Source organism: Bacteroides stercoris ATCC 43183 (assembly GCF_025147325.1).
Classification (GTDB): Bacteria; Bacteroidota; Bacteroidia; order Bacteroidales; family Bacteroidaceae; genus Bacteroides; species Bacteroides stercoris.
In genome coordinates this window covers 2,951,669-2,975,744 of the sequence record NZ_CP102262.1, presented here as the reverse complement: position 1 = coordinate 2,975,744, position 24,076 = coordinate 2,951,669, and the positions used below count along the sequence as shown (strand labels likewise).

The 24,076-nt window shown below is 48.6% G+C and carries 18 protein-coding genes; 11 read left to right on the top strand and 7 right to left on the bottom strand.

All coding sequences use genetic code 11. From position 1 onward, the window contains the following. Positions 1-117 precede the first annotated feature (117 nt). Together NQ565_RS12305 and NQ565_RS12300 are read right to left on the bottom strand one after the other, a co-directional pair. Entirely contained in the window at positions 118-804 is a 687-nt protein-coding gene (locus NQ565_RS12305; RefSeq protein ID WP_016662743.1) for a porin family protein, read from the bottom strand. Positions 805-853: 49 nt separating this feature from the next. Next, positions 854-2,656 carry a PBP1 and LysM peptidoglycan-binding domain-containing protein gene (locus tag NQ565_RS12300; protein ID WP_005653876.1) on the bottom strand — a complete coding sequence of 601 codons (1,803 nt, stop codon included), beginning with the start codon at positions 2,654-2,656 and terminating at the stop codon, positions 854-856. A gap of 184 nt (positions 2,657-2,840) precedes the next feature. Between NQ565_RS12300 and uvrA the strand changes: the two genes are divergently transcribed. From uvrA to NQ565_RS12285, 3 genes are all read left to right on the top strand, one after another. Next, on the top strand, positions 2,841-5,669 hold the full coding sequence (gene uvrA, locus NQ565_RS12295; protein WP_005653878.1) for an excinuclease ABC subunit UvrA: 2,829 nt from the start codon (positions 2,841-2,843) through the stop codon (positions 5,667-5,669). Positions 5,670-5,767: 98 nt separating this feature from the next. Beyond that, entirely contained in the window at positions 5,768-6,256 is a 489-nt protein-coding gene (gene ybaK, locus NQ565_RS12290) for a Cys-tRNA(Pro) deacylase (protein WP_005653879.1), read from the top strand. 230 nt (positions 6,257-6,486) lie between these two features. Further along, positions 6,487-8,049 (top strand): peptide MFS transporter, encoded by a 1,563-nt coding sequence (locus NQ565_RS12285; protein ID WP_005653881.1) that lies wholly within the window; start codon positions 6,487-6,489, stop codon positions 8,047-8,049. Between the two features lie 154 nt (positions 8,050-8,203). On the opposite strand, the gene NQ565_RS12280 is transcribed toward NQ565_RS12285, so the two are convergent. Next, on the bottom strand, positions 8,204-8,707 hold the full coding sequence (locus tag NQ565_RS12280) for a GNAT family N-acetyltransferase (protein WP_005653882.1): 504 nt from the start codon (positions 8,705-8,707) through the stop codon (positions 8,204-8,206). Positions 8,708-8,986: 279 nt separating this feature from the next. Between NQ565_RS12280 and NQ565_RS12275 the strand changes: the two genes are divergently transcribed. After that, positions 8,987-9,313 carry a PadR family transcriptional regulator gene (locus NQ565_RS12275; protein ID WP_005653884.1) on the top strand — a complete coding sequence of 109 codons (327 nt, stop codon included), beginning with the start codon at positions 8,987-8,989 and terminating at the stop codon, positions 9,311-9,313. A gap of 58 nt (positions 9,314-9,371) precedes the next feature. After that, positions 9,372-10,478: a PspC domain-containing protein gene (locus tag NQ565_RS12270; protein WP_040315610.1), complete on the top strand. Its 1,107-nt coding sequence runs from the start codon at positions 9,372-9,374 to the stop codon at positions 10,476-10,478. 95 nt (positions 10,479-10,573) lie between these two features. Here the strand turns inward: NQ565_RS12270 and NQ565_RS12265 are convergent, their stop codons facing one another. The 4 genes from NQ565_RS12265 to NQ565_RS12250 all read right to left on the bottom strand — a co-directional run bounded on the left by NQ565_RS12265 (position 10,574) and on the right by NQ565_RS12250 (position 17,702). Further along, on the bottom strand, positions 10,574-12,691 hold the full coding sequence (locus NQ565_RS12265) for a dipeptidyl-peptidase 5 (protein ID WP_005653886.1): 2,118 nt from the start codon (positions 12,689-12,691) through the stop codon (positions 10,574-10,576). A gap of 44 nt (positions 12,692-12,735) precedes the next feature. Further along, positions 12,736-14,067: an MATE family efflux transporter gene (locus NQ565_RS12260; protein WP_005653888.1), complete on the bottom strand. Its 1,332-nt coding sequence runs from the start codon at positions 14,065-14,067 to the stop codon at positions 12,736-12,738. Positions 14,068-14,201: 134 nt separating this feature from the next. Continuing rightward, positions 14,202-16,049, bottom strand: a complete 1,848-nt coding sequence (yidC, locus tag NQ565_RS12255) for a membrane protein insertase YidC (protein ID WP_005653889.1) — start codon at positions 16,047-16,049, stop codon at positions 14,202-14,204. Positions 16,050-16,088: 39 nt separating this feature from the next. Continuing rightward, positions 16,089-17,702 (bottom strand): CTP synthase, encoded by a 1,614-nt coding sequence (locus NQ565_RS12250; RefSeq protein ID WP_005653891.1) that lies wholly within the window; start codon positions 17,700-17,702, stop codon positions 16,089-16,091. Positions 17,703-17,909: 207 nt separating this feature from the next. Between NQ565_RS12250 and NQ565_RS12245 the strand changes: the two genes are divergently transcribed. The 6 genes from NQ565_RS12245 (at position 17,910) to NQ565_RS12220 (ending at position 24,062) form a co-directional block, all read left to right on the top strand. After that, positions 17,910-19,340: a DUF3078 domain-containing protein gene (locus NQ565_RS12245; RefSeq protein ID WP_005653893.1), complete on the top strand. Its 1,431-nt coding sequence runs from the start codon at positions 17,910-17,912 to the stop codon at positions 19,338-19,340. A 199-nt stretch (positions 19,341-19,539) separates the two neighbouring features. Beyond that, entirely contained in the window at positions 19,540-19,956 is a 417-nt protein-coding gene (locus NQ565_RS12240) for a SoxR reducing system RseC family protein (RefSeq protein WP_005653896.1), read from the top strand. Between the two features lie 38 nt (positions 19,957-19,994). Next, the gene (locus tag NQ565_RS12235) at positions 19,995-20,987 is read left to right on the top strand and encodes a Fe-S cluster domain-containing protein (protein WP_005653897.1); all 993 of its coding nucleotides are present in this window, start codon (positions 19,995-19,997) and stop codon (positions 20,985-20,987) included. 38 nt (positions 20,988-21,025) lie between these two features. After that, positions 21,026-22,363, top strand: coding sequence for an electron transport complex subunit RsxC (gene rsxC, locus NQ565_RS12230; RefSeq protein WP_005653898.1), 1,338 nt, complete (start codon positions 21,026-21,028; stop codon positions 22,361-22,363). Positions 22,364-22,386: 23 nt separating this feature from the next. Next, positions 22,387-23,379 carry an RnfABCDGE type electron transport complex subunit D gene (locus NQ565_RS12225; RefSeq protein ID WP_005653899.1) on the top strand — a complete coding sequence of 331 codons (993 nt, stop codon included), beginning with the start codon at positions 22,387-22,389 and terminating at the stop codon, positions 23,377-23,379. Further along, positions 23,376-24,062: an RnfABCDGE type electron transport complex subunit G gene (locus NQ565_RS12220; RefSeq protein ID WP_005653900.1), complete on the top strand. Its 687-nt coding sequence runs from the start codon at positions 23,376-23,378 to the stop codon at positions 24,060-24,062. Before NQ565_RS12225 ends, NQ565_RS12220 begins: the two co-directional genes overlap by 4 nt. The last annotated feature ends 14 nt before the right edge of the window (positions 24,063-24,076 follow it).

Sequence of the window (24,076 nt, the reverse complement as noted above, 5' to 3'; positions counted from 1 at the left end):
AGAGAAAAGGTCTGTCCGGTAAGACAGACAGTCCGGTATAAAAAGCGGGGCGAGTGTTACATTCAACACTCGCCCCGCTTTTTATATCTCTGTATCCGGATTATACCGTTATTTTCTTTATTTCCTTAAATCGAACAAATAAGTGATTTTAGCGGTGATGACTCCGTGTGCCGAACGGGAAAAGTAGTCCTTCTTGGTACTGTTGTAGAAGTCGGACAAGGCATAATAGTATCTGCCTTCCACCAGGAAATTTCCGGCTTTGGTGCGGAGTTCCACGCCGGCTCCGCCCGTAATGCCGTAGTCGAACCTGTTGTCTACGGCTTTGTCATGCTGTTCTACGGTCAGTCCCGGGTAGTTGTCCCAGTCGCCGCTTATCGTATAGCTGTCTCCTAAAAAGAAGCCTATCTGCGGACCGGCATGGACGAAGAACTGCAAACCTCTGTCCTTACCGAATGCCAGATGTGCAAGGAAGGGAATTTCCAGATAATTCATCTTCCGCGTGTATTGCAGTTCGGGATAGTCCTCATAAAATTCGTCCCAACCGTGTTGGGAGAAGTTAAGCTCGATTTGCGCACCGCATATCATGCTGAAATACTTTTCGGAAATATAACGGGCGGTCACTCCGCCGTTGATACCCATCAGGTTGTTCTGGCGGACTCTGGGAGAGAAGCTTACGCTATTCAGGTTGATGCCGCCGTTGATGCCCACGGAAAAGTTATGGCGTTGTTCGCCTATCTGTGCGCTTGCCGGCAAAGCACATGTACCTGCTAAGAGTGCTGTTCCTATAATTGTTTTTAGTTTCATTTTCTTCAATTGCGAATTTACTGTAACCAAATGGCTGTAAGGCGTTTCTTTAATCAAAGTCGAGCTTTATCAGTTCGAAATTCTTGGTGAAGCGTACAAAGAACACTTTCCGGTTGATAAATCCGCCCCAGTTGTTTACACGCTGGAACTTGAAGCCGGTCTGAATGGGAACAAGGTCCATTTTGTCCAGGTTCTTTTCAAATCCCGAACCGTAGCGCGACAGTCCTTTGAGGAAGAAGTAGCCCGTGTCGAAACCCAGCATGCCGAATTTGGGATAACGTTCGTCCATCTCCTTGCCATACCATTTGCGGTAGCTCTTGGTGAAGTTAATGGCTGCCGGCAGCAGATTGTTCGTGTAGAACGAGGAGTAGAAGTATGTATCCAGTTCGAAGAAGGCTTCAAGATGGTCTTTGGTGTAAGTCTGCCATTCCGGATAGCCGAACAGATGTATGCGGCTGTCGGGCATCTCGCGTACCAGCAGTGTCAGTTGCGGCAGTATCTTGATCAGTGTGATGTTGCTTCCGGAAGTGGGGATGAATATATTTTCACGGTCGGCACGCAGTACGGCTTTCAAGGACTCCACGGTAGCATCCTCTTTCAGTGATTTTGTAGGTATGGAACGGTTGCGCAACTCCTCTTTCAATCCCTTGATGAAGTCCGCTTTCTCTCTGGTTCCCTGGCTTGCCTCGATAAAGATAACGTTGGCGTTGGGGAACTGGCGTACAAAGTGGTCGTACACTTCCGAATAAAGGTAGGATTGGGGAGTATTGATTTGGTATACCGACGGATTGCGGAATACGGTATTGTCTTTAGACGTAAACGGTATCACCAGCCGTATGTCGTGCTTGTCGGCAAAATCGGCCAAAGGCTTGATGTGCTGCTGGTGCAACGGGCCGAAGATAATATCCATGTCCTTCATCTCGCTTTTGCCGAGTATGGAGTTTAGGGAGGATGTAGCAGGACCGGTACTGTAAGTATAAAGGTCTATGGAAGTGCCTGTGCGCTTCAGGCTGTCTACCGCCATAAGGAATCCTTCGTAATATTCCACCATTTTGGCAGATTCGCTTTTGCTTGCCCCGTCGGGCAGGAACGGAAGGACTACGGCAGCCTTGATGACATTGATGCGCTTGCTGCTTCTGGTGTTTTCACTGAACAGTTCGCTGTCGCTCGGTGCGGCCTGCCGGGGTGTATCCTGCTGCGTTGCAGAAGGAGAGGACGGATAGGGGATACAGAGGAACGAACCTTTCTTTATCTTGTTCTCGCCCCGCAATTCGGGATTGGCGGCTATGAGTTCGGCTTCGGTAATGCCGTATTCGCGGCTGATGCTGAATACCGTTTCCTTGCGTTTTACCTTGTGCATGTCGCGGCAGCGGGATTGTACCGGGGCCTGAATGGTAGTGTTGCCTGCGGGCATGCCCGAAAGTGTCTGCGTGTCTGCGGTGGCGGCTGCCGCATCCGTGGCCGACGGAATGCGGATAACCTGCCCGATGCGGAAGTTATCGGCGCTCAGTCCGGGGTTGGCATCGCATATGGCTTTAGCGGACACATTGTATTTCACCGTAAGCCGGTAAAGGGTTTCACCGGGAGCTATGGTATGGAAAGTCTCCTTTTGCAAGCCGGCATCCGTACGCGGAATGCGCAGGGTACGGCCTACGTATATCTTGTCGTCGCTTCCCGGATTCAGTTTTACTATATCCGCCTGGCTGATGTTGTACATGCTGGCAATGGAATACAGGCTCTGGCCTTTTTCTATCGTATGCAGAAAGTAGGATTGGTTTTCTTGTGCGCTTGTTCCGAGGCTGCACGCGCCGGCAAGCAGCAGGGAACAAAAAATACGGTTAATCGTTTTCATTCAGTAATCGTTGGTTTATGTTTACAATTTCCCAAAGTAGCCGCAAAGTTAACAATATTGTCCCATTTTAACCAAAGGATTGCGTTAAGAAATAATATTGTGCATTTCAAAACCGAAAAATACCGCTTTTCGACTGATATTCGGTCGGAAACCGTTATTTTTGCACAAATTCATTCATTAAAATATGCAAGAAGAAACAGAATATATCAATGTATACGGAGCGCGTGTACATAACCTGAAAGACATCGATGCGGAAATACCCCGCAACAGCCTTACGGTAATCACCGGGCTGAGCGGAAGCGGCAAGTCGTCCCTCGCATTCGATACGATATTTGCCGAGGGCCAGCGTCGCTATATCGAAACGTTTTCCGCTTATGCCCGTAACTTTCTGGGCAATCTGGAGCGTCCCGATGTAGATAAGATTACCGGTCTGAGCCCGGTGATTTCCATAGAGCAGAAGACCACCAATAAAAATCCGCGTTCCACCGTGGGTACGACAACGGAGATATACGATTATCTTCGCCTGCTGTATGCCCGTGCCGGCGAAGCCTATTCGTATCTTTCCGGCGAGAAAATGGTGAAATATACCGAAGAGCAGATACTCGAGCTTATCCTGAACGATTATAAAGGAAAGCGTATTTACATCCTCGCCCCGTTGGTGCGCAACCGTAAGGGACACTACAAGGAACTTTTCGAGCAGATTCGCAAGAAAGGCTACCTCTATGTCCGTGTGGACGGCGAGGTGCGCGAGGCATTGCCCGGCATGAAACTGGACCGTTACAAGAACCATGACGTGGAAGTGGTAATCGACAAACTGGTGGTGGCGGATAAAGACGACACCCGCCTGAAGAACAGCGTTGCCGTTGCCATGCGTCAGGGCGACGGGCTGCTGATGGTGCTTGACGCCCAAAGCGAGAGCGTGCGCCATTACAGCAAGCGTTTGATGTGTCCTGTCACCGGACTGTCCTATCGCGAGCCTGCCCCCCATAACTTCTCCTTCAATTCTCCGCAGGGAGCGTGCCCCAAGTGTAAAGGTTTGGGCGTGGTGAGCCAGATTGATATAGACAAGATTATCCCCGACCGCGAGCTTTCCATCAGCGGGGGAGCCATCATTCCTTTGGGAAAAGCCAAGAACAGCATGATATTCTGGCAGATTGCCGCATTGCTGGAGAAGTATGAAGCTACACTGAAAACTCCTGTCAGGGAGCTGCCGGACGATGCGATAGATGAGATTCTATACGGTTCGGATGAGCGTATAAAGATAAAAAGCTCCCTTATCGGTACGTCTTCCGACTACTTTGTCACTTTTGAGGGAGTGGTGAAGTATATCCAGATGTTGCAGGAAAAGGATGCGTCTGCCACGGCACAGAAGTGGGCGGAGCAATTTGCCAGGACGGCTGTCTGTCCCGAATGTCACGGAGCGAAGTTGAACAAGGAAGCCTTGTCATTCCGTATTCACGATAAAAACATCTACGAACTCTCCACAATGGACATCAACGAGTTGTATGACTGGCTGATGAACGTAGACCAATATCTTAGCAGGAAACAGCAGCAGATTGCGGTAGAAATATTGAAAGAAATCCGTACCCGCCTGAAATTCCTGCTGGATGTGGGATTGGATTATCTGTCTCTGGACCGCAGCGCCGTCAGCCTCTCCGGCGGCGAAAGCCAGCGTATCCGGCTGGCTACGCAGATAGGCTCGCAGTTGGTGAACGTGCTGTATATACTGGATGAGCCGAGCATCGGATTGCACCAGCGCGATAATCTGCGGCTTATCCATTCGTTGAAGGAGTTGCGCGATATGGGTAATTCCGTGATTGTGGTGGAGCATGATAAAGACATGATGCTTGCCGCCGATTACGTTATAGATATGGGCCCCAAGGCAGGCAGGCTGGGGGGTGAGGTGGTATTTGCCGGCACTCCGCAGCAGATGTTGCGGACGCATACGCTGACTTCCCGGTATTTGAACGGCGAATGTGCCATTGAAGTGCCTGCCGAACGGCGCAAGGGCAACGGCCATAGCCTGTGGCTGCGCGGTGCAAGAGGCAATAACCTGAAAAATGTGGATGTGGAGTTCCCGCTTGGCAAACTGATTTGTGTAACGGGAGTATCGGGCAGCGGAAAGTCCACACTGATTAATGAAACGCTTCAGCCCATCCTTTCGCAGAAGTTTTACCGTTCGCTTCAGGACCCCTTGGAGTATGGCAGTATCGAGGGACTGGAGTATATAGATAAGGTGGTGAATGTAGACCAGTCGCCGCTGGGGCGTACTCCGCGCTCCAATCCTGCCACGTATACGGGAGTCTTTTCTGATATCCGCAACCTGTTTGTCGGCCTGCCCGAAGCCAAAATCCGCGGATACAAGGCGGGACGTTTCTCGTTCAATGTAAGCGGCGGACGTTGTGAAGCCTGCCAGGGCAACGGCTACAAAACCATTGAGATGAATTTCCTGCCCGATGTATATGTTCCTTGTGAGGTTTGCCATGGCAAGCGCTACAACCGCGAAACGCTGGAAGTGCGCTTCAAGGGGAAGTCCATTGCCGACGTACTGGATATGACGATAAATCGTGCTGTGGAATTCTTTGAAAACGTACCTCAGATATTGAACAAGATTAAGGTAATTCAGGAGGTCGGTCTGGGGTATATCAAGCTGGGGCAGTCTTCCACTACGCTCTCCGGTGGCGAGAGCCAGCGTGTGAAGTTGGCCACCGAACTCTCCAAGCGGGATACGGGCAAGACGCTCTATATTCTTGACGAACCTACTACCGGACTGCACTTTGAGGATATCCGCGTCCTGATGAATGTATTGAATAAATTGGTCGATAAGGGCAACACGGTTATCGTTATCGAGCATAACCTCGATGTCATCAAAATGGCGGATTATATCATCGACATGGGACCCGAAGGCGGTAAGGGCGGGGGAGAGCTTCTCTCTTGCGGCACGCCCGAAGAGGTGGCGATGAGTACGAAAGGATATACCCCGAAGTTCCTGAAAGAAGAACTTCATCTTTAAAATAGTCTGAAAGAAAAATGACAGGTGAAAGGGCATCGGACGGCAAAACGTCTTTCTGCAACGGAATGCTTTTCGCCTGTCTGCAATTATAGTTTGTAATGAAAGAAAATAAAATCAACAAGACAAATGCAGCTCGGCTGCTTGATAAGGCAAAGATTGCCTACGAGCTCATTCCTTATGAGGTGGATGAGAAAGATTTGAGTGCCATACACGTGGCTGCCAGTTTGGGAGAGGATATAGAGCAGGTATTTAAAACTCTGATATTGCATGGCGATAAAACCGGTTATTTTGTGTGCGTCATTCCCGGAGAGCACGAAGTAGACCTGAAATTGGCCGCCAAGGTGTCCGGAAACAAGAAGTGCGACCTTATCCCGATGAAGGAACTGCTTCCGCTGACGGGGTATATCCGCGGCGGTTGTTCGCCTATCGGCATGAAAAAGCCTTTCCCTACCTATATTCACGAAACCTGCCTGCAGTTCTCCTATATCTACATCAGTGCCGGACAGCGCGGGTTGCAGCTCAAACTCAATCCGAAGGATTTGATAAAGGAGGTACACGCTGAGGTTTGCAGGCTTTTCGAGGCATGAGTTGTGTAGGCATGAGGGATTATGTGACTTTAATGCTTTTTCCGGCACAGATTGTCATAGTGTAATTATTCACACGCTTTTTCCGGCTTTTTTCGTGAAAGGGATATTAAAAACCTGATTTCCGGCAAGAGATATTTCGTTTTCTTACCGGAAATCTCGATGAAAAGTATATATTTGCAAAAAATATAAATAAACTAATACTAATTACTAATTTACAAAAACTTATTTTTATGTTTAGCAAGCACCCTAATGGTTTGATTGCTGCCGCTTTGGCTAATATGGGAGAGCGTTTCGGCTTCTATATTATGATGGCAATCCTTACACTGTTTATCTCGGCGAAGTTCGGGCTGTCTGAAACGACTACCGGATATATCTATTCCGCGTTCTATGCATCTATCTATATTCTGGCATTGGCAGGCGGTATCATTGCCGATAAGACTAAAAACTTCAAAGGCACTATCCTTGCCGGTCTGGTGATGATGGCGGTGGGTTATCTGATTATTGCCATTCCTACTCCTACGCCTGTTCCCAGCATGGGACTTTACCTGGGACTGACTTGTTTCGGACTTCTGGTCATTGCTTTCGGTAACGGTCTGTTCAAGGGTAATCTTCAGGCATTGGTGGGTCAGATGTACGATGATCCCAAGTACTCAAGCCTGCGCGACTCCGGTTTCCAGATATTCTACATGTTCATTAACATCGGCGGTTTCTTCGCTCCGTGGATTGCTATCGGTGTGCGCAACTGGTGGCTGAAGGTCAACAACTTCGACTATGATGCCACTTTGCCCGAACTTTGTCACCAATTCCTTAAAGAGGGCGACAAGATGGCTCCCCAGGCTATGGAGAATCTTACGGCTCTGGCAGACAAGGTTACGCTCGACGGCAGCCATGTGGCTGATATGGGTGCGTTTGTCAACAACTACCTGGATGTGTTTAACCGCGGTTTCCAATATGCTTTCATGGCTGCCATCGTTGCCATGTTGATTTCATTGGTAATCTACCTGGTCAACAAGAACCGTTTCCCCGACCCGGCAAAGAAGGTTGTAGCTGCCAAGGAACAGAATGCTACCGTAAGCAAAGAAGAAATCAAGATGAGCGCAGCCGAAATCAAACAGCGTATTTATGCCCTGTTCGCAGTGTTCGGTGTGGTAATCTTCTTCTGGCTGTCGTTCCACCAGAACGGTTATTCGCTGACTTACTTTGCACGCGACTATGTAGACTTGAGCGTAATCGATATTGACCTTGGCTTTACCCGCATCAAGGGTGCTGAAATCTTCCAGTGTGTAAACCCGTTCTTTGTGGTATTCCTCACTCCGTTTATCATGTGGCTGTTCGGCGCATTGAAGAAAAAGGATAAAGAACCGTCCACTCCGATGAAGATTGCCATCGGTATGGGCATTGCGGCACTGGCATACGTGTTCCTGATGATATTCTCGTTCACTTTGCCTGCCAAAGATGCGTTGAGCACGATGAGTGCCGCCGAAATCAATGCCATCCGTGTGACTCCGTGGATTATGATAGGTTTGTACTTCATCCTTACGGTTGCCGAGTTATTCATCTCACCGCTGGGACTGTCTTTCGTGTCCAAGGTGGCTCCCCCTCATTTGCAGGGTCTGATGCAGGGTTGCTGGCTGGCTGCAACGGCAGTAGGTAATTCGCTGCTTTTCGTTGGTGGTATCCTTTACACCACTGTTCCAATCTGGGCATGCTGGTTGGTTTTCGTGGGTGCAACGGGCGCTTCCATGATTGTGATGCTCTCAATGGTTAAATGGCTGGAGAGAGTAGCGAAATAATAGAGAAAACGTAAAGGTCAACTTTGGAATTGCAGAGTTGACCTTTACAGTTATAATGTAGCCCTTTAGAAACGTAATGTAGCTCTTTGGAAACGTAGTGTAGCCCTTTGGAAACGTAGTGTAGCCCTTTGGATTCCATAATGCAGCCCGCTGCTTATTCTTCGATTTTCAACTGCATGATGTAGTCGTTCATATAATATCCGTTTCCTATCGGAAAATCTCCCTCTCTGGATTTCTTCATCCCCATGTGCTCGTAAAAAACTACCGCTTTGTTGTTGCGGTTTACGTTCAGCTCCATGATGCACGGGGCGGGATGCACATCCCTGATGTATTTCACAGCTTCGCTAAACAGGAAACTCCCGCAGTGTGCGCCCTGATAATAAGGAAGCACATAAATCTTTTGCAGGTGAAACAGGTCTTTTCCCTGTTGCTGTACGGATACATAACCCGCCGCTTCGCACTCCTCACAGGCAATGAGGTACACATGTCCCTCTTCTTCCATCTGTTGGCGGATGCTTTCTAAGGAGTACATCCATTCCATCATATATTCGATTTGTTCTTTTGAAAGAATTTCTTTGTAAGTTTCGGGAAATATCTGCCAGGCGAGTTTATGGATTAACCCGCAATCGGCGCTTGTTGCTTTTCTGATGGTAAACATGTTTTGTTGCGTTTATATTAATATGATGCAAATATAGCATACTTTGTTTCAAACAGAAACCAAACTGCAATTATTTGTGGCATATCAACGGGAATTTTGCGGGTGCGACAGGCGCAGCCCGGATTGCTCTCCGGTCATATATACTCTTAAATAATATTAATGTAAGGTACTTTGCAATACAAGGTACTAAGATAATACATATATTTGTGCCATACAAAGGATGCAGGTATGGCATTTTTTGTTGTAAATAGTCAAACCATTTAATAACATATACGAATTATGGACGTTAATAATGTAAAGTCGCAGATGCGCAAGGGCATGCTTGAATATTGTATCATGCTGTTGCTCCATAAAGAGCCGGCTTATGCTTCGGATATTATACAGAAACTGAAGGAAGCGAGGCTCATTGTGGTGGAAGGTACGCTCTATCCGCTGCTCACCCGTTTGAAGAACGATGATTTGCTGAGTTACGAATGGATAGAGTCCACGCAGGGACCGCCTCGCAAATACTATAGGCTGACCGCAAAAGGAGAAGCTTTTCTGGGTGAGCTGGAGGTGTCCTGGCGCGAACTGAGCGATACGGTCAATCATATTGCCAACAATTAGCGTGAAGCATGTTGGGCTATTGAAGAGTAATGAAAGAATAAATAAAAAACATATAACGATGAAAAAGACATTAACGGTAAATTTAGGAGGAACGGTTTTTCATATCGATGAAGATGCCTACCGCCTTTTGGATAATTATTTAAGCAACCTGAAGATACATTTCCGTAAGGAAGCCGGTGCAGACGAGATAATCGATGATATTGAACGCCGTATCTCCGAGCTTTTTACGGAGAAGCTTGCTGCGGGTTCGCAGGTGATTACCATTGCCTATGTGGAAGAAGTGATTGCCCGCATGGGAAAGCCGGAGGAACTGGAGCCTGATGCAGGAGATGCCGCTTCCGGAAGCGGCAGTTGGGACGGCAGCAACCATGCCGGCAATACAGGTGCAGGCGCTTCCGCAACTGCGGAGAAAGTGTCTCACCATTTCTATCGCAATCCCGACGATAAGATGTTGGGCGGTGTGGTGAGCGGATTGGCTGCCTATTGGGGTTGGGACGTGACGATGTTGCGTCTGGTGCTTGTAATAATCATGATTTTCGGATTCAAGCTCCTGATACCCGCCTATATCATTTGCTGGATAATCGTTCCGGAAGCCCGCACGGCAGCCGAGAAACTGAGTATGCGGGGCGAGGCGGTTACGGTGGATAATATAGGTAAGACGGTGACCGGCGGTTTTGAGAAGGTGGCAAACGGTGTGAACGATTATATGAGGTCCGACAAGCCTCGCACTTTCCTGCAGAAACTGGGCGATGCCCTGGTTATGGTGGTGGGGCTGTTCCTTAAAATCTGCCTGGTGATATTCGCTATCATCTGCAGTCCGCTGCTGTTTGTGTTCGGAGTGGTGTTCGTAGCCCTGCTTTTTGCTGCCGTAATGGTGGCCATCGGCGGTGGGGCAGCACTTATCTCGATGTTCCCTACTTTTAATGTAGTATTGCCTGCTTCTCCGTTATCGGCCATTGTGATGTATATTGCAGGTATCCTGGTAGTGGGCATTCCGTTGGTAAGCCTCGTTTGGATGATATTCAGCCAGATATTCAAGTGGCAGCCTATGGTTTCCGGCCTGAAATGGACATTGGTCATTCTTTGGATTGTAAGTGCATGTGTCTTTGGCATCTGCTTCGCAATGCAGGGAGCGACATTCCCGATATTGGGCGTGCTGGTCTGACAAGCGGAGGCATGACATAGAAAAAAAGAAGCCGGCAACATCACTGCAACGATGTGCCGGCTTTCTTTTTTCATATTCTTTTTTATCTGCTTTCTTTATTGTTTTGCAGGCTTCAGCCACTTATCCAGCCATTCAAAGAATGTGCGCTGCCACAGAACGCCGTTTTGCGGTTTCAGCACCCAGTGGTTCTCATCGGGATAGATAAGCAGTTCGGCAGGAACACCGCGCATTACGGCGGCGTCAAAGGCAGCCATTGCCTGGTTGGCAAGGATGCGGAAATCCTTTTCGCCATGAATGCAGAGGATAGGGGTGTCCCATTTATCTACGAAGAGGTGGGGGGAGTTGGCAAATGTACGTTGGGCTGTGGCGTTGTCCTTTTCCCAGTATGCGCCGCCCATATCCCAGTTGGCAAACCATTTTTCCTCTGTCTCCAGATACTGCATTTCCATGTTGAATATACCGTCGTGGGCGATGAATGCCTTGAAGCGTTTGTCGTGATGTCCGGCAAGCCAGTAAACGGAGAAGCCGCCGAAGCTGGCGCCTACACAACCCAGGCGGTCTTTGTCGACAAACGGTTCTTTTGCCATTTCGTCGATGGCTGTGAAGTAGTCTTTCATGCACTGGCCGCCGTAATCGCCGCTGATGGCTTCATTCCACTCCACACCGAAGCCCGGAAGACCGCGGCGGTTGGGAGCTACGATGATATAGTCGTTGGCAGCCATAATCTGGAAATTCCAGCGATAGCTCCAGAACTGGCTGACGGGGCTTTGAGGTCCGCCCTCGCAGAAGAGCAGGGTGGGGTACTTCTTGTTCGGGTCGAATTGGGGCGGGTAGATAACCCAGGTCAGCATTTGCTTGCCGTCGGTGGTCGTCATCCAGCGGGCCTCTACTTTACCCATCTCCAGTTGGTCGTAGATTTGCTTGTTCTCGAATGTCAGTTGCTCGGCCTCGGCGAAAGCATTGCCGTTGCGTGTGTTGTTTACGGCATATATCTCATCTCCCATACTCATGGAGTGGCGCTTGGCAATGAGCTTGTCACCGCAAAGGGCAAGAGAGGCGTAGTCGTGCATGCCGTCGGTAAGCCGGTTCAGACTGTCATTGTCGGCAAGATCGATGTTGTAAATCTGCGTTTCACCGTGCCATACGCCGATGAAGTATATGCTTTGCGAGTCTTTGTTCCACAAGAAAGCATCTACGTTGGATTCGAAGGCGTGGCTTACGAAACGCTTCTCTCCGGTTGCAAGGTTCATGACGAACAGGCGGTTGAGGTCTGCCTCGTAGCCGTCGCGTTCCATGCTCTGCCAGGCTATGTACTTGCCGTCGGGCGAATATTGGGGATTGGTATCGTACCCTTTGTTCTCTTCGGTGATGTTTTCCGTTTTCCCGGTGGCAAGGTCATAGATGTAAATATCGGAATTGGTGGAGACGGCATAGGCCAGTCCCGTCTTTTTGCGGCAGGTATAGGCCACTTTGTCCGAAGCAGGGCTCCAGGCCAGTTGCTCGATACCGCCCCAGGGTTTCATCGGACTTTCGTAGGGTTCGCCGTCCAGAATATCCTGTACGTTGCTGATGCCGTTGCCGTCGAAGTCTGCAACGAAGGGATGCGGAGCGGTTGTCACCCATTCGTCCCAATGCTTGTACATCAAGTCGGTAACGATGATACCGGTTGCCTTGGGCAGGTCGGGATGCTTGTCGGCGGTGCTCTGTACGGTTTTTACCTGCGCAATGAAAAGCAGCTTCTTGCCGTCGGGCGAGAAAGCGAATCCTTCGATGTCTCCCTCGTACCGGGTGAGCTGTTTGCGTTCCGTACCGTCCGGGTTCATCTCCCACACCTGGCTGCTGCCGCTTTCGTTGCAGAGGAAAGCGATTTTCTTGCCGTCTTTAATCCAGACGGGTTGGCTTTCCTGCCAGCTGTCGCGGGTGATTTGTCTGTTGCTGCTGCCATCGGCATTCATGACAAACAACTCGTTGTTGCTCTTGTTTTCCGGTACGCTGTAATAGGCTACCGAGTAAGCAATCTGTTTCTCGTCGGGCGATACGGCTACGCTGCCGATACGGCCCATTGCCCAAAGCGCTTCGGGCGTCATGCGCTTACCTTCAATCTTTATATCCGATCTTTCGATAAGCGTTCCGTTCTGTCCTGCGTCTTTGGTTTCGCCGCAGGATGCCAACATCATTGCTGCCGACATAAATAATAGGTTTGATTGTTTCATATATGTTTGAAGATTTATTTCGGTAACGAAGATAGGAAATTAATTTAAATTTTCTTCAGACTCCATTTCCCTTTCTTCATGTAGAAATAGCAAAGCACCAGGATTCCTACGGAATAAACAATTTCCGATGTCCATGCAAATGCCACGTCCAGTTTCAGATAAGCTACGATGTATGTGATGTAGCAGGTATAAACCACCAGTGTTATCATCTCCAGGGCCAGGGCAGTACGCGTGTTTCCGGTGCCCGATACGGACTGGAAATAGACGTTGGCGGGTACGAGGAACAGATAGGCGGAGCAAAGTACCCAAAGCGAGGGAACGGCTGCCTCTTGCAGTTCCGGCATATCCGTGTACACGCTCAGTATCAGCTTGGGGCACAGCGCAAAGAACACGGCAAGCGGCAACACGAACGCATAGGCTATGCGGATATGCTGCCGTATCGTACCAGGCACGCAGTCGGTGTGTCCTGCTCCGATAAGGTTGCTGACAAGCGACCCGCAGGTTGAAGCGAATGCCATCATAACCATGAACATTATGCCCGATACGTTGCGGATGATGTTGGTAACGGCCAGCGAACGTTCTCCCAGATGCTCTACGTAGAGGAAGAGCAGGAACCACGTGGAGAGTGACAGGAAGTTCTGTACCATCGTCCAGAAAGAGACGTTGAGCATGCGTTTGAGTATGTTCCAGCGGATACCCGGTATTTTGTCCAGTCCGTACTTGCGGATGTCGATGCGGTGACGGGTGTAGAGGATGAAGAATATCAATGACACCAATTCCGCCAACGACGAGCCTATGGCGGCTCCGGCAATGCCGAGCTGCGGCACTCCGAATTTTCCGAATATCAGGATGTAGTTGAATACGACATTGCTCAATACCATGACGATTGAGTTCAGCGTCAGCGTTTTGGTCTGTGTCGTTCCCAGAAAGAACGCACGGAACATCACTGCCGTAAAGGAGAAAAAGAATCCGAAGACACGCCAGTTGAGGTAGCTCATTGCCGCATCGTAGATGTGCTGGGAAGAGACAAGCCGTTTCAATATCACCGGAGCGAAGCTGTAACAGAGGGCAAACATAACCGCTGCCATTCCCAACTGGAAATAGACTCCCTGGTAGAAGAGGTTGCCTATCTCTTTATATTGCTGTTCGCCGTTGCGCCGTGCTATCAGAATTTGCGCTCCGATACTGAAACCGAATGCCACCATGAACATTACTATGTAGAAGATACCTGCAATGGCGGATGCTCCTAATTCTATCTCGCCCACGCGTCCCAGGAAGGCAGTGTCTGTCATGCCGATCATCTGCTCCATGAGCAGGCTGATGAGAATAGGGTAGGCTATAAGCCAGATTTCTTTGTAGGTGTATTTAGTCTGCATATTCGATAAATAGGTTTTTGGGATACATTCGATAACTCTTTTTGGGGGAGACTGATATACTCGAAAAAAGGAAAAGGAAGCCGGGCAAAGTGCATTGTCCGGCTTCCTTCTGAAAAAATATCTTGAACGGAAGTTTATTTCCTGTTCTGCTTTTCTTTCATCATCTGCTCCTGTTGCTTCTGCATAGCTTCAAGGCGGGCAGCGAAGCCGGTCTTTTTCATTTTCTTCGGGTCTTTCCTGTTCGCTTCCAGTTGTGCCAGAAGCGCTTCCTCATTCGTCATTTTGCGCATGATGATGGTAGTTACCACACTGACAAGCGTCGAAATGAAGTAGTAGTAGTTCAGTCCCGAAGGATAGTCGTTCAATATAAACAGGAACATAACGGGCATCAGGTACGACATCCATTTCATGGCTGCCATTTGCGGGTTGGCGCCAGTGTCCTGCTGCTGCATCATAAATTTGGTGTTCAGGATATTCGTTACTGTCATCAGCAGGCAGAAAAGGCTGAGGTGACTGCCCAGGAACGGAATATGGAACGGGAAATTGATGAACGCATCGTACGTGGACAAGTCATCGGCCCACAAGAAACTTTGCTGGCGCAGCTCGATGGCACTCGGCACGAACATAAACAATGCCATTAGAATGGGGAACTGAATCAGCATCGGCAGACAGCCGCCCATCGGACTCACGCCGTATTGGCTGTAAAGCGCCATCACTTCCTGCTGTTTCTTCATGGCATCTTCCTGCTTGGGATACTTCTTGCCTATTTCGTCTATTTTCGGTTTCAGTACACGCATTTTGGCAGAGGAGATGTACGTTTTCCAAGTTGCGGGAAATACCACTGCTTTTACAATCAATGTCATCAGCAGCAGAACGATACCCATGCTCAATCCCCAGCTGGACAGCCAGTCGAAGATGTTGATGGTGAACCATTTGTTTATCCAGCGGATTAACGGCCAGCCCAGATATACCAGGCGGTTGAGCTCCCACTTGTTCTCGCGTCCTTTATCGAGCGCGGTCAGCGTTTTGTAGTGGTTGGGACCGAAGTAGAAGAACAGTTGCGTCGGAGTCTTGCCGGTCGGGTCGAAAGCAGTGCTCATTTCGGCAGAGTAATCCTTGATGTAGCCGCTTCCCTGTGTCTCCAGCTTTGAGTTCAGCTTCGTCTTCTCAAAGTTGGCATCGGCGAGGAATACGGAAGAGAAGAACTGGTTCTTGAAAGCAATCCAGTCCAGGCGTTCTGCCACTTCTTTCTCATCGTTCTTGCCGGCAGACAGGTAATCGGTTCCGTCTCCGGTAATTTTATAGGTCAACTCCGCCAGGCGGTTCTCATACGTATATCCCTTTTCTATCTGACGTGCACGCTGCGACCATTCGATGTCTACATAGTCGGTGTTTGCCAGCTTGTTTGCCATACCTACGGCGTCGATTGTAAAGTCTACCAGATAGGTGTCATTGTGCATGGCATACTTAAAGTCGATATAGCTGGCGCTGTCTGCCGCCAAACGCATGGTTACGGTGCTGTCCGTACGGTTCACCACCGAAAAATAGTAGTTTTCCGTCTGTATGGTTTCCTTCTTGTTGTAGAAAAGGAAGTTCATGGAAGCATCGTTACCGCTGAATAGGGTAACAGGTGTCTTTTTGTCCTGTCCCATATACTCTTTCAACGTAGCTGACGAAATACGTCCGCCCTTGGTGGCAACTGTCAGCTCTGCCAGATTGTTTTGTATTGTAACCTGTGAGTCGGTTCCCTGAAGAGCGTTGAAGAAGAGAGCGGTAGAGTCTGCCGTCTGTTCCTCCTTGTCATTGGCCAAGGCAGCTTCCGCCTTTGCTTTCAGGTCAGCTTCGCGTTGTTGTACTTGGGCTATGGAGTCGTAATAGCGTTGCTGTGCAGCCAATTGCTCCTTGCTCGGACGGCTCAGAAAGCTGAATCCGACTAACAGGATTGCTATCAAGACAAGGCCTGTGATGGTGTTTTTATCCATTTAATCAAATATGAATTTTCAATTATTAATTAGTGATGATTACTTTGTTTCGTTTTCAATCGCAGCCTTTACGAAAGCTACAAATAGCGGATGCGGGTGCAGTACGGTACTGCTGTATTCGGGGTGGAACTGGGTTCCGACAAACCATTTCAGGGCGGGTATCTCTACTATCTCCACCAGGTCCGATTCCGGATTGATGCCCGTACACTGCATGCCGGCCGCTTCATACTCTGCCTTATATGCGTTGTTGAACTCATAGCGGTGACGGTGGCGCTCCTGTATGTGTTCCGTGCCATAGGCCTCGTAGGCTTTGCTGCCTTCTTGCAATACGCATTCGTAAGCGCCCAGACGCATCGTGCCGCCCATATTGGTAATGGACTTCTGCTCTTCCATGATGTCGATAACGTTGTGCGGTGTCTTTTCATCCATTTCGCGCGAATTGGCATCAGCGTATCCCAGTACGTTGCGGGCAAATTCAATGGCAATGCATTGCATACCCAGGCAGATACCGAATGTCGGAATATCGTGTGTACGCGCATATTTGATGGCTACGAACTTTCCGGCAATGCCACGTTCGCCGAAGCCCGGTCCGATGAGAACGCCCGACATGCCTTTCAATGCTTCCGCTACGTTTTCGTCCGTCAGCTTCTCGCTGTTTACGAAATCTACGGATACCTTGCGGTCATTGTATGTTCCGGCTTGTGAAAGGGCTTCGCGGATGGATTTGTAGGCATCCTGCAAATCGTACTTGCCCACCAGTGCGATGTGTACCGGTTCGGTCGTTTCTGCCTTGTGACGGCGTTCGAGGAAAGCGCGCCACGGACCCAGCCCCGGAGTATCGCCCACGGGAAGTCCCATTTTCTTCAGGATAGTTTCGTCCAGTCCCTGAGCCTGCATCAGAATAGGCACTTCGTAGATAGTAGGTGCATCGATGCTCTGTACAACGGCTTTTTCGTCTACATTGCAGAAAAGGGCCACTTTCTTGCGCAAGGTACTGCTCAACTCATGTTCCGTGCGGAGTACCAGCACATCGGGCTGGATACCGGCGCTTTGCAACTCTTTTACGGAGTGCTGGGTCGGTTTGGTTTTCAATTCGCCGGCTGCTGCAAGATAGGGTACATAAGTAAGGTGTACGCACAAGGCGTCTTTACCCAACTCCCATTTCAACTGGCGGATGCTTTCCAAGTACGGAAGAGACTCGATGTCGCCTACCGTACCACCGATTTCGGTAATTACGAAATCGAATTTATATTTGTTGCCCAACAGCTTTACATTACGCTTGATTTCATCCGTAATGTGAGGGATTACCTGAATGGTCTTTCCCAGATAATCGCCGCGGCGCTCTTTGTCGATAACGCTTTTGTAGATACGTCCGGTTGTAATATTGTTGGCCTTTGTGGTCTGGATACCCAGGAAGCGTTCGTAGTGTCCCAGGTCGAGATCGGCTTCATGGCCGTCTACCGTTACGTAGCATTCTCCGTGTTCATAAGGGTTCAGCGTACCCGGGTCGATATTGATATACGGGTCGAACTTCTGAATTGTTACTTTATAACCTCTTGCTTGCAATAATTTACCGATGGATGACGAAATAATACCTTTGCCCAATGAAGAGGCAACGCCACCGGTGACGAAAATATACTTTGTTTCTCCCACAGCTATACTGTTTTTAAATGTTTTCTCTAAAAATTAAAGCGCAAAATTATGAAAAAAAAGAGGAAGTACATAACAGTTTGGTGAAAACAATTATAAAAAGTGGAATATCTGTGCGTAATAAGGTTCTGATAAACTTTCACTTTCCACCTTTTGTAATCTGAACATTTTGATTTAATTTTGCGTTCAAATATAGATTTTAAGAAAAGTATGAGGAATAGACGTATTTTAATAGGATTGGTTGCCGCACTGCTTTCTTTTCCGGTGATAGCCCAAAATGCTGCAAAGAGTACAAGAAAGCGGGCTGCAACGGAGAATGCGGATACATTGTCGGGTATTTGGAGCCAGAACTGGATATTGAAACTGAAACCCTGCGATAACGGGTACCGGTTGGATACAGTCTCTGTGCTGTATGAAAAATATTTCGGGGTGTTGGATTATTTGAACGATCCGGCTACTCCCGAACGGTATATTGCATACAATCCGGACTATTACCGTATGTTTGTTCCCACCACTTATTATTATGCTCCTATGGAACGCCTGTCGCAGGTTGACTGGACTTTCCAGAAGCCGGATACTGTACCTGCGATGACGAAAGAGCTCTTGCCGTTCGATACATTGAGCTTCTTGTCGAAAGAGAATGCGAATAGGGTTGTGGACCGCGTGATGATGAATACGTACGTCAATCGTCCGGACTTGGTGGTAATGACCGAGAAAGAGATTAAAAAGAAAAAACTTTTCAAGGACAATATCGAAAAGGAAATCTCTTCCAAGCCTTCCGTGGTGAAACTCTTTGCCCAGGAGAACATGGCAAGAGTGAAAGAAGAGGCGGAAGTCGTGATACAAAAGCCCAACTGGTGGGTGACCGGTGGAAACGGTTCGTTGCAAATTACGCAAAACTATATTTCCGACAACTGGTATAAGGGCGGTGAAAGTACGAACTCCTTGCTTGCCAACCTGCAGTTGTTTGCCAACTATAACGATAGGGAGAAACTCCAGTGGGAGAATATGCTGGATGCCAAGTTCGGTTTCAACTCAGCTCCTTCCGATGAGTTCCACGATTACCTGGTAAGCACCGACCAGTTCCGCCTTTATAGCAAATTGGGTATTCAGGCTGCATCCAAATGGTATTATACCATTACTACGGAATTTAAAACACAGTTTTGCCATAGTTACAAGGCGAATAGCGAAGAGCTGGTCTCAGCATTCTTTGCACCCGCTGATTGGTCGTCCAGTATCGGTATGGACTATAAGCTGAAAAAGGAAAAGTTTAACTTGTCTGTTTTTATTGCTCCGCTGACCTATATGTTGCGCTATGTGGGCAATAAAGAGGTGGACGAAGTGAAGTTCGGCCTGGACGAGGGTAAGTGCGTCAAGCATAATTTCGGTTCTCAAATACAGCCTACGCTTTCGTGGACTATCATACCTTCTATCGTTCTGGATTCACGGTTGGACTTCCAGACCAGTTACGAGTGGACACGTATTGAATGGGAAAACACCATTAATTTTGTGCTGAACCGTTATCTCTCCACCAAACTTTATGTGCATGCCCGTTTTGATGACAGTGCCAAACCGACCGAAGGCGACAGCTATTTCCAGGTGAAGGAATTGTTGAGCTTCGGTATCAATTACAAATGGTAACCATATCTGTTGCGAATGATTAAAGGGGGCGCTCCGCTGACAGCGGGGCGCTCTTTTTTGTTTTTCAGAAGAAAAAATAGCGAAAAACTGCGAAAAACAGGAAAAAGAGCGTTTACGTACACAGAAAAAGCAGTCTAATCCCTTGCAGTTCGCAAATAATGCGTAAATTTGCCGCGATTTGTAATGCACACTTTGCAAAATGGCGGATACTATAAGACATCAGGGTATTGTGGAAAACATAAACGGCACTCATCTTCAGGTGAGGATTGTTCAAACTTCAGCATGTGCTTCATGCAGTATCAAGGGACATTGCAGTTCTGCCGATACAAAAGAAAAGCTTATCGATGTTATAGATGAAAGTTCTTCTTATCAGCCCGGCGACCGTGTATGGGTTGTCGGAGAATTGTCTATGGGGGTAATGGCGGTTTTGCTTGCGTTTGTGTTTCCTTTTCTTGTTTTAATCTTTTCCCTTTTTGCTTTTATGGCTATGTGGCACGACGAGCTGGTCTCTGCACTGTGTTCGTTAGGGCTCCTTATACCTTATTATTATATATTGTGGCTGAACAAGTCGCGATTGGGAAAGAAGTTCTCTTTCTCGATTAAACCGATGAACTAACTAATACATAAAACAAATAATTAATAAACAACTAATTTATGAATGTAATTCTGATTGCAGTAATTTCATTGGGGGCCATAGCGCTGGTTGCGGCGGTTATTCTTTACGTGGCTTCCAAGAAATTTGCCGTGTATGAAGATCCGCGAATTGCACAAGTGGCAGCCGTGCTGCCTCAGGCAAACTGCGGTGGATGTGGTTACCCGGGTTGTAGCGGATTTGCCGATGCTTGCGTCAAGGCAGGTTCGTTGGAAGGTAAACTTTGTCCGGTGGGCGGACAGCCTGTCATGACGAAAGTTGCCGAAATCCTGGGATTGGATGCTGCTGCTGCCGAACCGATGGTTGCAGTGGTAAGATGTAACGGAACGTGTGCCAACCGCCCTCGTGTCAATCAATACGACGGTGCGAAGAGCTGTGCTATCGCAGCTTCTCTTTACGGTGGCGAAACGGGATGCAGCTTTGGCTGTTTGGGGTGTGGCGACTGTGTGTCTGCCTGCCAGTTCGGTGCTATCCGCATGAATCCCGAAACCGGACTTCCTGAGGTAGACGAAAGCAAGTGTACTGCTTGCGGCGCATGTGTCAAGGCTTGTCCGAGAAATATTATCGAAATCCGTCCGCAAGGCAAGAAATCCCGCCGCGTTTATGTGCAGTGCGTAAACAAGGATAAGGGTGCTGTAGCCCGTAAGGCCTGTACTGTAGCCTGCATCGGCTGTGGCAAGTGTGTAAAGGTATGTCCGTTCGAGGCAATTACGCTGGAGAACAATTTGGCATACATCGACCCGAACAAATGTAAGTCTTGCCGTAAATGCGAAGAAGTTTGTCCGCAAGGTACGATAATCGCCCTCAATTTCCCGCCGCGTAAACCGAAAGCGGAAGGAGAGGCTGTTGCTCCCAAGGTTGCAGAGCCGGTGAAGAAAGTTGCGGAAGCTGCGAAGAAGCCGGTGGAAACTCCTGCAAAGCCCGCAGAAGCTCCTAAAAAAACAGCGGAAACTTCCAAAGCTTCTGAAACTGCTGCTCCGAAAACTGAAGCATAATATTAAAAGAAATTAAACGACTAAAAATACAGAATTGTATGTTGAAGACATTTTCAATCGGTGGAGTTCATCCACACGAAAATAAACTTTCAGCACATCAGCCTATCGTACAGGCAGAGATTCCGGCAAAAGCCGTTATCTTGTTGAGCCAGCATATCGGCGCTCCTGCAAAGCCTATCGTTGCTAAAGGTGATGTTGTGAAAGTAGGTACAAAGATTGCCGAACCCGGCGGTTTCGTATCAGCGGCTATCCATTCGTCTGTCAGCGGAAAGGTCGCAAAAATCGACACTATCGTCGATGCCAGCGGATACGCCAAACCGGCTGTATTCATTGATGTAGAGGGGGATGAGTGGGAAGAGACCATAGACCGTACCGATACATTGGTAAAAGAGTGCAATCTCACAGCCGAGGAAATCGTGAAGAAGATTGCGGATGCCGGTATCGTAGGTTTGGGAGGCGCTTGTTTTCCTACACAGGTGAAGTTGTGCCCACCGCCTGCATTCAAGGCGGAATGTGTCATAATCAATGCCGTGGAGTGCGAGCCGTATCTTACTGCCGACCACCAGTTGATGCTGGAGCATGCCGAAGAAATCATGGTAGGTGTTTCTATCCTGATGAAAGCCGTTAAGGTGAACAAGGCATTCATCGGTATTGAGAATAATAAGCCCGATGCTATCCAGCTGATGACGAAAGTAGCTGCCGGCTATGCCGGTATCGAGGTTGTGCCCTTGAAAGTACAGTACCCGCAAGGCGGTGAAAAGCAGTTGATAGACGCTGTTATCAGTCGTCAGGTCGCTGCCGGTGCATTGCCTATCTCCACGGGTGCCGTTGTACAGAATGTAGGTACTGCATTTGCCGTATATCAGGCTGTTCAGAAGAATAAACCGCTGTTTGAGCGTGTCATTACCGTTACCGGCAAGTCTTTGTCCAAGCCTTCCAACTTCCTGGCACGTATCGGTACGCCGATGAAGCAGTTGATTGACGCTTGCGGCGGTCTGCCCGAAGATACGGGCAAGATTATCGGCGGCGGTCCGATGATGGGTAAGGCGCTGGTAAATACGGATGTGCCGACTGCGAAAGGCAGTTCCGGCATCCTGATTATGAACGATAAGGAAGCCAAGCGCGGTGAGGTGCAGCCATGTATCCGTTGCGCCAAATGTGTGAGTGCCTGTCCTATGGGGCTGGAACCCTACTTGCTTGCTACCGTATCGGCTCACGGCGATTTTGAAAGAGTAGAGAAAGAAGATGTCATGTCGTGTATCGAGTGTGGCTCATGCCAGTTCACTTGTCCTTCCAACCGCCCGTTGCTGGACTATATCCGTTTGGGTAAGGGTAAGGTAGGAGCGATGATACGTGCACGTCAGGTAAAAAAATGAAAGAATTGATTTAGTATAATCTTATGAATAAATTAATCGTATCCCTTTCGCCCCACGTTCACGGCGGTGACAGCGTGCAGAAGAATATGTACGGCGTGCTGATAGCATTGATTCCTGCATTTCTTGTATCGCTTTACTTTTTCGGACTGGGCGCGCTGATTGTTACGGCTACTTCCGTAGCAGCCTGTCTGTTCTTTGAATGGGCTATCGGCAAATTTCTGATGAAGAAAGAAACCACAACCATCTGTGACGGTTCCGCTATTATCACCGGTGTGTTGCTGGCATTCAACTTACCTTCCAATCTTCCTGTCTGGATTATCATTCTAGGCGCCTTGTTTGCTATCGGTGTAGGCAAGATGTCTTTCGGAGGTTTGGGTTGTAATCCTTTTAACCCGGCATTGGCGGGACGTGTGTTCCTGTTGCTGTCGTTCCCTGTGCAGATGACCACATGGCCTGCCGTAGGACAACTGACCGCTTACACGGATGCCACTACGGCTGCTACACCGTTGGCTATAATGAAAGGTGTAATCAGCGGTGCTCCGGGCATGTCTTTGAGCGACCTTCCCTCATCTTTCAACTTGCTGATCGGTAATAACGGCGGTTGTCTGGGTGAAGTCAGCGCATTGGCCCTGCTGTTGGGACTGGCCTATATGTTGTGGAAGAAGATTATTACATGGCACATTCCCGTATCCATTTTGGCTACGGTATTCGTTTTCTCCGGCATCATGTACTGGGTTAATCCGGAAATCTATGTATCTCCGGTGGTGCAACTGCTGTCCGGTGGTCTGATGCTGGGTGCTATCTTCATGGCTACGGATTATGTAACTTCTCCGATGAGCCATAAGGGAATGCTGATTTACGGCGTATGTATCGGTCTGCTCACGGTCATCATCCGTCTGTTCGGTGCATATCCCGAAGGTATGTCGTTCGCTATTCTGATTATGAATGCGTTTACTCCGCTTATCAACACATATGTTAAACCTAAACGCTTTGGGGAGGTAGCGAAGAAGAAATGAAAAAGTTAGAATCATCCTTAAAGAATATGTTGCTGGTGCTTACGGGAGTTACTGCGATATCCGTAGCATTGCTGGCTTATGTAAATGAACTGACGAAAGAACCTATTGCGCAGGCCAATGCCAAGACGTTGAGCGATGCTGTCAGCGCCGTGGTTCCGGGTTTTGACAATGACCCGATTGCCGAAAAAAAGACTCAGGAGGTAAACGGTGTCCAATACGCTGTGTATCCCGCCACTAAAGAAGGCAAATTCATCGGTGCTGCTGTTGAAGCGACTTCCATGGGCTTTGGCGGTGAGCTGAAGGTATTGGTAGGCTTCGATGCCGAAGGCAAGATTATCGATTACTCGCTGCTGTCGCATGTGGAGACTCCGGGATTGGGCTCCAAGGCTGCCGACTGGTTCAAGAAAGGAAACAAGGGAGATATTACAGGTATGAATCCCGGTGAAGCTTCTCTGACTGTAAGCAAGGACGGCGGTAAGGTAGATGCCATTACAGCTTCAACCATTACTTCACGCGCATTCCTGAATGCCGTAAACGTTGCATATGCTGCCTATGCAGGTCAGAATACCGCTGACGGCGCTACGGGAGCTACTCAAAAGAATGTGGAAGAGGCTGCCGGAGCAAATACGGCTACGGGAGCTACTATTAAAGTTGAACTCACTGATTCTGTCAGTGCTAAATAAGAAAGGAGTAGAGA

What these genes read in the sequence shown, in the direction of transcription:
- rsxC (WP_005653898.1), top strand. Translation starts at nt 21,026, where the DNA reads ATGTTGAAGACATTTTCAATCGGTGGAGTTCATCCACACGAAAATAAA.
- NQ565_RS12275 (WP_005653884.1), top strand. Translation starts at nt 8,987, where the DNA reads ATGGACGTTAATAATGTAAAGTCGCAGATGCGCAAGGGCATGCTTGAA.
- NQ565_RS12260 (WP_005653888.1), bottom strand. Translation starts at nt 14,067, where the DNA reads ATGCAGACTAAATACACCTACAAAGAAATCTGGCTTATAGCCTACCCT.
- NQ565_RS12220 (WP_005653900.1), top strand. Translation starts at nt 23,376, where the DNA reads ATGAAAAAGTTAGAATCATCCTTAAAGAATATGTTGCTGGTGCTTACG.
- NQ565_RS12245 (WP_005653893.1), top strand. Translation starts at nt 17,910, where the DNA reads ATGAGGAATAGACGTATTTTAATAGGATTGGTTGCCGCACTGCTTTCT.
- NQ565_RS12270 (WP_040315610.1), top strand. Translation starts at nt 9,372, where the DNA reads ATGAAAAAGACATTAACGGTAAATTTAGGAGGAACGGTTTTTCATATC.
- uvrA (WP_005653878.1), top strand. Translation starts at nt 2,841, where the DNA reads ATGCAAGAAGAAACAGAATATATCAATGTATACGGAGCGCGTGTACAT.
- NQ565_RS12285 (WP_005653881.1), top strand. Translation starts at nt 6,487, where the DNA reads ATGTTTAGCAAGCACCCTAATGGTTTGATTGCTGCCGCTTTGGCTAAT.
- NQ565_RS12240 (WP_005653896.1), top strand. Translation starts at nt 19,540, where the DNA reads ATGGCGGATACTATAAGACATCAGGGTATTGTGGAAAACATAAACGGC.
- NQ565_RS12300 (WP_005653876.1), bottom strand. Translation starts at nt 2,656, where the DNA reads ATGAAAACGATTAACCGTATTTTTTGTTCCCTGCTGCTTGCCGGCGCG.
- yidC (WP_005653889.1), bottom strand. Translation starts at nt 16,049, where the DNA reads ATGGATAAAAACACCATCACAGGCCTTGTCTTGATAGCAATCCTGTTA.
- NQ565_RS12235 (WP_005653897.1), top strand. Translation starts at nt 19,995, where the DNA reads ATGAATGTAATTCTGATTGCAGTAATTTCATTGGGGGCCATAGCGCTG.
- NQ565_RS12305 (WP_016662743.1), bottom strand. Translation starts at nt 804, where the DNA reads ATGAAACTAAAAACAATTATAGGAACAGCACTCTTAGCAGGTACATGT.
- NQ565_RS12280 (WP_005653882.1), bottom strand. Translation starts at nt 8,707, where the DNA reads ATGTTTACCATCAGAAAAGCAACAAGCGCCGATTGCGGGTTAATCCAT.
- NQ565_RS12265 (WP_005653886.1), bottom strand. Translation starts at nt 12,691, where the DNA reads ATGAAACAATCAAACCTATTATTTATGTCGGCAGCAATGATGTTGGCA.
- NQ565_RS12225 (WP_005653899.1), top strand. Translation starts at nt 22,387, where the DNA reads ATGAATAAATTAATCGTATCCCTTTCGCCCCACGTTCACGGCGGTGAC.
- ybaK (WP_005653879.1), top strand. Translation starts at nt 5,768, where the DNA reads ATGAAAGAAAATAAAATCAACAAGACAAATGCAGCTCGGCTGCTTGAT.